Annotated in this window: 6 protein-coding genes; all 6 read right to left on the reverse strand. The window is 50.6% G+C overall.

Annotated features, from left to right (window positions below):
• Window positions 1-848: 848 nt before the first annotated feature.
• The 6 genes from HMPREF3027_RS08090 to HMPREF3027_RS08110 all read right to left on the reverse strand — a co-directional run bounded on the left by HMPREF3027_RS08090 (window position 849) and on the right by HMPREF3027_RS08110 (window position 10,511).
• Window positions 849-2,699 (reverse strand): alpha-amylase family glycosyl hydrolase, encoded by a 1,851-nt coding sequence (locus HMPREF3027_RS08090; RefSeq protein WP_070707983.1) that lies wholly within the window; start codon window positions 2,697-2,699, stop codon window positions 849-851.
• Window positions 2,700-2,776: 77 nt separating this feature from the next.
• The gene (locus tag HMPREF3027_RS09805; RefSeq protein ID WP_256374364.1) at window positions 2,777-2,905 is read right to left on the reverse strand and encodes a SusF/SusE family carbohydrate-binding protein; all 129 of its coding nucleotides are present in this window, start codon (window positions 2,903-2,905) and stop codon (window positions 2,777-2,779) included.
• Window positions 2,906-2,911: 6 nt separating this feature from the next.
• Window positions 2,912-3,853, reverse strand: a complete 942-nt coding sequence (locus HMPREF3027_RS08095) for a SusF/SusE family carbohydrate-binding protein (RefSeq protein WP_083317566.1) — start codon at window positions 3,851-3,853, stop codon at window positions 2,912-2,914.
• Between the two features lie 9 nt (window positions 3,854-3,862).
• Entirely contained in the window at window positions 3,863-5,380 is a 1,518-nt protein-coding gene (locus HMPREF3027_RS08100) for a RagB/SusD family nutrient uptake outer membrane protein (RefSeq protein ID WP_070707987.1), read from the reverse strand.
• 15 nt (window positions 5,381-5,395) lie between these two features.
• Window positions 5,396-8,395 (reverse strand): SusC/RagA family TonB-linked outer membrane protein, encoded by a 3,000-nt coding sequence (locus tag HMPREF3027_RS08105; protein WP_070707990.1) that lies wholly within the window; start codon window positions 8,393-8,395, stop codon window positions 5,396-5,398.
• A gap of 19 nt (window positions 8,396-8,414) precedes the next feature.
• On the reverse strand, window positions 8,415-10,511 hold the full coding sequence (locus HMPREF3027_RS08110) for a glycoside hydrolase family 97 protein (protein WP_070707992.1): 2,097 nt from the start codon (window positions 10,509-10,511) through the stop codon (window positions 8,415-8,417).
• Window positions 10,512-10,561: the final 50 nt, after the last annotated feature.

Raw genomic sequence — 10,561 nt, forward strand, 5'->3', positions numbered from 1 at the left:
GGTTTCATGGCCTAATAACCCAAGCTTCCCCCTGAGGGTGAGCGTAGCGAACCTGAAGGAGAAGCTTGGGTGGGCAGTGCACCATAATCATTCTACCCCGAAGGGGTTGCATATCCACGATTACCTATGATACCAATGTGCAACCCCTTCGAGCTACGATCCGATGATTCTTACAGTAATTCCTGAAATAGGTTGCCATACCCTCCCACACTTACAAGGGGTCGTGGGCTTTATTTGTCTCCCTGAAGAAAGGGAAAAAGGCAAGCCTGACCGTGAGGGCGGCGAACTCCTCATATTATCAATAGAGATACGGTAGATAGCCTTTCTACTCCTACGGCGTTAGCTTACCTTATATCTGAAAAGAGCCCCAACCCAAATAGGCCAACGGCGAATCAATCTCGCCGAGGTGACCTATCTGGAATCAGGACTCTTTGCAAACCTAGTGATAATATCTCTATTGGACAAAAGTGTCAATAGCCTCCGCAGAGGTTACGTATTAGAAAGATCTTGCCATATGGTTTTTAGGGGGCTATGAATAAGGACCTCGGCAGAGGTCCGTGCTAAATAGGCACAGGTCAAGGCACGCAGTGCCGAAGACCTGTGTATAGATAGTTGCAAATACCCTTGCGACCCCGGCCGAGGGGTCGGACCAACCCTATCTCTAGGTCTGACCCCTCAGCCGGGGTCAAGGAGGTAGAACATGTGCTCTTGCACACAGGTCGTTCAGGGCTAACGCCCCTCCGACCTGTGCCTATTTAAGAGGGACCTCTGCCGAGGTTCTACTCCAATTAATGCCAGACAAACCTATCTAATGCGTAATCTCTGACTAGCACCTTTAGGAACTTTGACTAATGGGTGTTGGTCAAGAGTAATACTCCGAGAGGTGGAATGGTGATGGGTGCAGTGAGATGGATGCCCTCTCCAGTGATGAGGTCGCGTAGAGAGGTGGAGGTGGTGAGGTCGCTAAGCCACTCGGGGGTTGCAGTCTGCTGTTGTTGCGTGGTATTGAATAGCACCACGACCTCCTCACCGTGGTATTGGCGAGTGTAGCCGTAGATATGATTGGTGGCGGGGTCTTTGTGGCGGAGGCTACCGTAGGCAACTGCTTTGCTGTGGCGGCGCCATTGTAGGAGTTTTGTAGCAAAGTCTAGAGCCTCATTCTGCTGATGGCTCCGTCCTTCTCTTGTAAAGGCGGAGCGAAGGTCCTCTGCCCACCCGCCGGGGAAGTCTTGGCGGAGGGAGCCGTCGCCATTTGCCTTGTCGGCCGTCATCAATATTTCGGTGCCGTAATAGATCTGAGGAATGCCCCGCATGGTGAGGAGAAGGGTAAGGGCTTGCTTGTACCTATCGAGTGCCACCAAGCTATCGTGCTTGAAAAGTCGGGAGGTATCGTGATTATCGAGGAAGATTAGTAGGTGGTGTGGGTCTTCGTAGATGAAGTCCTGACCGAGGTACTCATAGAGCTGGCTAAAGCCTTTGGAGCTCTCCTTCTCGCCTCCGAATGTATCCTGCATTATAAGGTAAAGCGGGAAGTCCATCACGGTGCGTAACTGGCTATTACGAGGAGCGGCGAGCTTACTATCTTTTTGCCAATAAGCGATCTGCGGACTGTGGTAGAACCATGTCTCCCCTACGATATTAAAGCGAGGGTACTCTCGTTCGACTGCTTGTACCCACGCAGCCATAGCGTCCCAATCGGCAAAGGGGTGGGTATCCTGCCGTATGCCATTGATACCGGCATACTCAATCCACCAGATGCTACTCTGTATCAGGTACTTTAGTACGTGTGGGTTGCGTTGATTGAAGTCGGGCATTGACGCCACGAACCAACCATCTATTGCCTTCTTGAAGTCCCCTTGGGTAACGTAGGGGTCCATCTGTGTGGCGGTGCGGTAGCTGGTGGAGACGAACTCCCCTTTGTAATTGAACCAATCTTTGGAGGGGATATCTTGGTAGAGGTAGTTGTGGGTGCCACAATGGTTGAAGATCATATCCATTACTACTTTAATACCACGCTCTCTAGCGGCACTGACGAGTGACTTGAACTCTTCGTTGCTGCCAAAGCGGGGATCAATCTTGTAGTAGTCGGTGATGGCATAGCCGTGGTACGATCCGAAGGGCATCTCATTTTCCTGTACTGGATTGAGCCACAAGGCGGTGATGCCAAGGTCGGAGAGGTAATCGAGGTGATCGCTGATGCCTTTGAGGTCGCCACCGTGGCGAGCAAAGGGGTGTGAGCGGTCTATGGTAGACTCTTGGAAGTGAGGAAAGGCATCGTTGGTGGGGTCGCCATTGGCGAAGCGGTCGGGCATCACTAGGTAGAGGACATCGGAGCTATCAAAGCCTTCGACCTCTCTTGAGCCCTCCTCCCTTGCCTTTAGCTGGTAGGGGATATTGAAGCACTCTTTGCTTTTGGTGAGCTGGATATTAAAGGTCTGTGGCTGGGCTCCTTGGAGGTCGAGGTAAAGGAGTAGGTAATTGGGGTTGGGGAGGGTGACTACCTCTTGGAGCTCTACCTCTGTAGTGGAGAGGGTCACTTGATACTCTGCTAGCTTATCTCCATGGAGGAGGAGCTGTAGCTGTGGCTCTTCCATCCCTGCCCACCAAAAGTGGGGCGCAATATTCCGGATAACGGGTGCTGTGGCTTGTGCTGTCACTGCCACAAGGAGGAGCAGTAGGGTGTATATCTTTTTGGTCATTGTACTTTCTTGATGTGAAAAGTCCCAGCCAAGCGGTGTTGGCTTAGCTGGGACTTTAAGTGAATAGTCGCTATGGGTTAGTTGATGGACCCTACGCTGGCATTGAAGTCGAGGGTTACCTTTTGACCAGCAGTTACTGGTACGCGCTCTTGGTCACCTCCTGTGCCACGGTAGGCGATCTTGCCCTGGAGGATGATGAACTCCATCTGCCATCAATCGACGCTGGCTGCAGAGGTGGTTGCGTAGATACGTAGCTCACCCGCACCAGTGGTGGTTGCTACCATCTTACCACCTTCGGCCACGAATGGGTGCTTGCCAGCATCCCAGCTACCGAAGGCATCGCCAATACCAAAGACCTTAGCTGGCTCGATGGTGATGGTCTTGGTGGTGTAATCCACGAAGAACATATAGACGCCAGCCTTATCTACATTGGCGTTATCGGGTGTGGTGAAGCCTACATTATTGCCAAGGCTATTGAAGTCGCCTCCCCAAGCACGAGTGGTATTCCACTTGAAGCCACTAGCAGGATCAGCGATGTGACGAACTGCCCAGAACATACCTGGGTGGCTATTTACAGGGGTCATCTCTACCACTCCATCGGAAGCCCAATCCCAACCGCCAAACTCCTGCCCAATCATATAGAGCTTTTCGGGGAACTTTGGCTTAGTAGGGGTGAGGGTAATCTCTAGTGGAGCTGAGGAGACGGTGGCATCTTTGATCTCAGGGGCACCAGAGTCGAGTAGTGGGCTAGCGGTGACGACGAAGGTAATCGTTGCCTTCTTGTCTACCTCTAGGCCTAGCTCGCCAAGTGCCTTTTCATTGAGTGTCTTGTGGTCGATCTCCACCTTGTTACTTCCTGAAGTGGTTGGAAATTCTACGCTCTTATCGCCTGCTGTAGCAGTAAGGGTGTAGTTGACTGGGATCTGCTCGCCAAGGTTGGCAGCGTCCCAAGTGAGCTCTAGTACCCCGAGGTTATCAAGGTCAATGGCGATCTCTTTCGTCATCTCCTTGCCGAGATGAAGGACTGGGGCTTTGGCATTGCTAATATTGGGTAGCACTGGATTATCGGCATTGCTTCGCTCGCAGGCTGATATCCCTACGAGTAGCAAAGGAAGCAGTAGCCACCCTATCTTAAAGTATTTTCTATTCATCATATAAGGTCATTATTGAGGATTCTGCACTAGGTTCTCGACATTGGCTAGCATATCTTTGCTAGGTAGTGGGTAGAGGTTGAGGTTGTTAGATACGGCACGGCCATTCTTCGCTCCACCTTTCCACTCCCATAGATACTTATCGGTGGTGAAGAGACTGAAGCGGATCAGGTCGGTACGTCTGTGACCCTCCCAATATAGCTCGCGACCTCGCTCATTGATAATATCCTGTAAGGTAAGGCTACTTTTGGTATCAACCCCTGCACGCTGGCGTACACGGTTGAAGTACTCTACCCCTTTCGCCTTATCGGCGCTACCACGAACGGAGGCTTCGGCATAGATGAGTAGCATCTCGGGGAGACGGAAGAGTGGAAAGTCGCTATCACCGAAGTCATTGTGACTACCAGGTTGACCGTCTTGTGTGGTATTGACATACTTATAGACATGTACCCCTTGCTCAAAGTCGGTAAGGTTGTCCATGTGGTCGGTAGTATGAATCAGAAGGTGTCGGTTATCCTTGGCATCAAATAGCTTGCCAAAGGTAGGTGTGGCTCTATTGCCACCCCAAGTGCTATTGAGGCCTACTCCACCTGGAACGAGCTCCTTGACCGCTTCGGCAATATCATTATTGTACGATGCCGCTACGAAGAAGGTAGCTCCCGACCAGCTCTGAGCCTTTTGTCCATCAAAAGGAATGGCGAGGATAATCTCTTGGGTCATCTTGTGATTGTCGGCATTGAAAAGGAATCGGTAGTTATCGGCTAGTGAATAGCCTCCGTTGATCACCTTCTCGGCATAGTCAGCAGCCTCCTTGTAGCGAGGGGTACCAGTGTAGACCTCTGCATTGAGGTAAAGACGTGCCAAGAGAGCCTGCACGGTGTGCTTGTTGGCACGTGCATAGCCGACCTTCTCAGGTAGCTTCCCCTCAATATCTAGTAGCTCGCCCTCAATGTACTTAAAGAGCTCTGGACGCTTGATCTGCTTTGGGGCATCCTTACTGGCCTTATCCTCTTCGGTGATGAATGGAGGATTGCCAAAGATGTCCATCAGCACCCAATACTGGAAGGCACGGACGAATCGTGCCTCGGCACTGGTCTGCTCCTTGAGCTCTGCACTTAGCGGAGAGCTACCGACGTTATTGAGGTACTCATTGGCAAACTTGATCTGGATAAGGGAGCGGTAGTAGAGCCCTGCGATAAAGCCAGTATTGGGGTCCCACGACATATCGCTGAGCCCCTTTACGGCCTCGTCGTTCCATGCGCACTTAGCCTCATCGGTAGGGAGCTCTTGGAGGTTGTAAAAGCCTCTAGTAAATCCGGTAAATCCATCATCTACGCCTGCTACATCACCCTCGGTGAGTGCCCACGCACCGTATACCTTGGCGAGGGCTTGCATGGTGCCCTCCTCAGTCTCGTAGACCTTCACGCTCGTCACGTCGTTGGTGGGGAAGCGATCTAAGTCCTTGATACAAGAGGTGGAGAGCAGTGCGATAGCCAGTAGTGGCCATAATGCTTTTATATATCTTTTCATATCAATTGTTGCGAATTAAAAGGTGAGACCAAGACTAAGTGAATAGGTGCGAGGTACAGGGTAGAACTGGTAGTCGATACCATTGCCAATCTCTGGATCTAGCCCCTTGTACTTGGTGATGGTAAAGACGTTTTGTACCGTACCGCTGAGGTGGATACCCACTTGCTCATTGAAGACCCTTCCGAAGTCGTAGCTTAGGGTAATGTTATCCATCTTAAGGAAAGAGGCATCCTTGATGTAGTAATCTGATAGATACCTTGGCCTCTTAAAGCCAGTGTTGTAATAATCTACAGCGCCACTCTCTACCCATCCGAGGGTGTTTAAGATGGCAGCTTCATTACCTCTATGAGCAGAGACATTGTCGTAGACATAATTGCCGATGCTGCTACGTAGTGCGGCGGAGAGGGTCAGCTGCTTATAGCTTACCGAGGTGCTGAGACCCATGTAAACCTTTGGCTCAGGGTCGCCCAGTCGGTACTTATCGGCATCGGTGATGACGCCATCTCCATTAAGGTCGGCATAAAGCCCCTCAATAGGTTTGCCCGCTTCGTCGTATACCTGCTTGTGTACAAAGAATGAGCTTGGGGCATATCCCTCGGAGTGTATCTGGATGTTATTGCCAGTACCGCCCGTTATGCCACCTGTAGGTACGCCTAGATAGTTGGGGTCGTGGGTGAGGGTGAGCTTTTTGATCTTTGTGTTGTTGTAGGTCACGTTGAAGCTCATATTCCAGTACCAATCCTCTGTCTCTATAGGCACTACGTTGAGCGTTGCCTCTACTCCCTTATTCTCAATCTCTCCGATGTTGGTGAGGAGTCGGTTGGAGAAGTTCGCTCCACCAGGGATGTCAATCTCATTGAGTAGATCCTTGGTGTACTTCTGGTAAAGGTCCACGCTACCCGAGATGCGACTGTCTACAAAGGCATAGTCAAGACCGATATTGGAGGTCGCAGTCTGCTCCCACTTGATATTGGCATCATAGGCGAGTGGCTTGTACATATGGTACCACTTGTCGCCAAGAAGCATCTGGCTCTGGTTGCCACTAAGGGCATAAGAGGCGAGGTAACTATAATTGCCAATGCCATCTTGCTGACCGGTCACACCGTAACCTAGGCGTAGCTTCAGGTCGCTAACGGCCTCTACATTCTTTAGGAACGACTCATCCTTGATCCTCCATGCAAAAGCAAAAGAGGGGAAGATACCCCATCGGTTCTCCTTAGCAAAACGGCTCGAACCATCGGCACGCACTGTAGCGGTGAATAGGTAGCGACCCATCAAAGCATAGTTAAGGCGTCCGTAGAAAGAGAGTAGGGTATTGCGAGGAAGGTCGGTATCAAAGACAGGCTTATTGTACTCAATACCACCTGCCGTCTTATCTGCATAGTTGTATACCTTGGTGAGCCAGTCTTGGTAAGAGTAACCAGCCATCAGGTCGAAAGTGCTCTTGATGCTCGCCACCTCGGTACGATAGTTGAGGTAGAAGTCGAGTAGCTTATTAATCTTCTCCTGCTTAGAGATATTATCCAATCCGCCCTTGCCTACCTCCTGATTGGTATAGGAGAGCATAGAGTGGGTAGGGATGAAAATAGTGCCATTGGAAGAGGCATAGTCATAAGCGAGGTTGAGGTTAGCTCTCAATCCGGTAAGGAAAGGAAGCTTGTAATCAAACTTCACATTACCGATCACTCTATTTACCGTGGCCTTATCCTCCTTATCATTGAGCATCGCCAATGGGTTCAAAGGAGCTAGATTGCGGGGAATCAGCTCACCATCTTTTGATAGGCCAGTGAGGAACCAGTAGCCACCAAAAGGTGCAAACTGGGGGTCGTCACTCATTACTGGGTGAGTAGGGTCCATGCTCACAGCGGCACCAATTGCACCACGATCGGCGTAGCGATTGCGGGTTTGAGTTCCCTTAAGGTTGAGGTCAATCGCGAGGTCGCCATTAAGCAGACGAGGATTGAGCGAAAGGTCTCCCGAAAGACGTTGCATATTATCTGTGCGGAGGATACCATTCTCATTGTAGTACCCTACCGATACGCGGTAAGGTAGCCACGAGGTAGATCCTGCGATGCTGATATTATTATCAGTGCCAATAGCATTTTGGTAGATCTCTCTTTGCCAATCGGTGTTCTCCTTGCCTACAGCGTTGATAAAGCTAGAATTACCACTCGCTTTAGCTACTTCGCGAACTTGGTCGCCAGTGAGTACATCTACAAAATTAGTTGGCGTGGCTACCGAGAAGCGGGTAGAGGCATTGATGCTCAGCTTCTGCCCTAGCTTACCCTTCTTAGTGGTGATGATGATGACACCGTTGGAAGCGCGCGAACCGTAGATAGCAGTTGCGGAGGCATCCTTCAGCACGTTCATACTCTCAATATCATTTGGGTTGATAGAGCTGAGGGCACTAGGTGCACCTGGCATGGTACCACCCTCTAGTGGCACACCGTCAATCACTACTAGTGGGTCATTACTAGCATTGAGCGAAGCACCACCACGGATACGTATCTTGGAGCCAGCACCTGGGGCACCACCTCCCGAGACGATCTGCACACCAGCCACCTTACCCGAGATCAATTGGTCGGGGGTGCTGATAAGTCCCTTCTTAAAGTTGGCATCGGTCACAGTGGTAATGGAACCGGTAAGGTCCTTCTTCTGTGCCGTACCATAACCAATCACCACCACCTGCTCTAGCATCTCCACATCTTCGTGGAGGGTCACCTCTAGGGGGAAGGTAGCAGTAGCGAGGTTGAGCTCGATGGTTTTGTAGCCGACGTACGAAAACTGTAGTCGGTCGCTCTTGTCGGCCTTGATAGTGAATTCGCCATCAAGGTTGGTGAGGGCTCCAACGCCCTGCTTGTCTAGATTTTGGACGGTGACACCTATGAGTGTCTCACCAGTGGTATCCTTTACGATACCACTCACTGTCTGTGCCAATGCTGAGGCCGATGGGGCTACTAGGAGTAGTAGCGCCCAGAGCCAGCCTAGCCATCGTTTATTGGTTATTTGCTTCATAAGTATATGTGCTTATTAATTACTTAATCGGTTTGATGCTCACTGCGAAGCCACCACCCTCTACAGCATTGAGCTTAAGGGTGCTCTTGCTGGTCACTCGCTTTGTGGTCACGGTATAATCGTATGGATTGGTCTCTACAGCGGCCTTTTTGCCATCCTGCCAGATCTTAGCCTCATACTTTACGCCAGGCTCTAGGAAGTCGAGCTTGATAGAAGAGACTCTTGGCACACCGCTTACATTACCGAGGTACCAATTGCGGCTATTCTTTTCGCGACGAGCTACAGTGATATAGCGGCCAGGCTCCGCCTCCAGGTACTTGCTCTCGCTCCACTCTACTGGCACCTCCTTGATAAATTCAAAGGCAGGCATCTGTGCCTCGTAGTGCTCAGGTAGGTCGGCCGCCATTTGTAGTGGCGTATACATAGTGAGGTAGCTACCTAGCTGATTGCCAATAGTGGTCTGTACCCAGTTAGGATTATCTGGATTGAGCTTCTTCATCTCAAACATCACGATACCAGGGGTGTAGTCCATTGGACCACCAATCAATCGACTAAATGGAAGGATGGTAAGGTGATTGCGTGGGTTGCCCCCCGTCTGGAACTCCTGACCCTTGGCACTCTCCTGAGAAACAAGGTTGGGATAAGTACGGCTAAGGCCCGTCATGTGTACCGACTCGTGAGGGTTGACCATAATCTTCTGCTCAGCTGCCTTCTTCACTACATATAGATAGTGGTTTACTAGCCACTGACCGTAGTGGTGCTCGCCAAATGGCACGATATCACCTACATAGCCGGTCTTCACAGCGTGGTAGTTATTATCCTTCATAAATTGGAACGCCTTATCTAGGTGGCGCTCATAATTTCGGATAGAGCTAGAGGTCTCGTGGTGCATCACCATATCCACTCCCTTTTCCTTGGCATACTCACGGATACGAACGAGGTCGAAGTCGGGATAAGGAGTAACAAAGTCAAAGACATAGTCCTTTTGGTGTCCAAACCAATCCTCCCAACCAACATTCCAGCCCTCTACCAAAAGACCCTTGATGCCATGCTTAGCAGCGAAGTCGATGTGACGCATCACATTCTCGGTAGTAGCACCATGTTGGCCGTGAGGCTTCACCTTAGAGTAGTCGGTCTTGCCGAGCTGTACACTAAAGAGGTCATCGGTGTAGCTCCACTTCTTGGCACCAGTAATCATCTCCCACCATACCCCCATGTACTTCATTGGCTTAATCCACGAGGTATCCTCATAAGCACAAGGATCATTGAGGTTGTAGACCAATTTGCTAGCAAGGATATCACGAGCATCGTTGCTCACGATCACCGTACGCCATGGGGTATTGAAGTCGGTCTGCACATGCCCCTTTGCCCCAGTAGCATCTGGAGTGAGGTGGGTGTGGAAAACCATATTCTTATCGTCTAGCTCCAGGTTGATCGCTGGGAAGTCAATCAGTGCGGCCTCGTGGATATTAATATATAGACCATCTTGGCTTTTGAGCTGAAGTGGAGTTTGCACGCCAGTCTTTGAGAAGTCTTGCTGCGAAGCGTTGTATTGGAATACCTTGTCGTAAAGACCGCGGATCTCGCTCAGACGGCTCTCGGTATAATTAAACTCCTGAGTATCGTAGTCGCCAGCAATCCACCACGCGGTGTGGTCGCCAGCCATCGCAAACTCAGTCGCCTCCTCCTTTACGGTGAAGTAAATCAAGTTTTTCTGCGAAGGAAATTCATAGCGGAAGCCCAAACCATCATCAAAGAGACGGAAGCGGATGCTCATACGTCTGTCAGTAGCCTTCTGCAGAAGATCCACCCTTAGCTCGTTATAATGATTGCGGTAGCTATCCGCCTCGCCCCATACTGGGGTCCAAGTCTCGTCTAGGCTACTTGTGGCGCTGCCTACAATCTCAAAGCCATTCACGAGGTCGCCCTCCTTATTATTGAGCAGATAAAAGCCCATCTTACTAGTCTTGATCACCTCTCTACCATCGTAGGTAAGGGTGTAAGTTGGCTGCCCATCGGCGGTGAGTGCAAATTCGCTCTTCAGTCGCCCATTAGGGGAAGTTAGTTGCTGAGCCATTGCCGACACAAAAGCGGTCGAAGCGATAAGGCTCACCATAATCAGCTTAATAAAATTGGTTCATCCGACATTTCGTGTGATACGGCAGT

The organism is Porphyromonas sp. HMSC077F02 (assembly GCF_001815465.1).
GTDB lineage: Bacteria > Bacteroidota > Bacteroidia > Bacteroidales > Porphyromonadaceae > Porphyromonas_A > Porphyromonas_A somerae.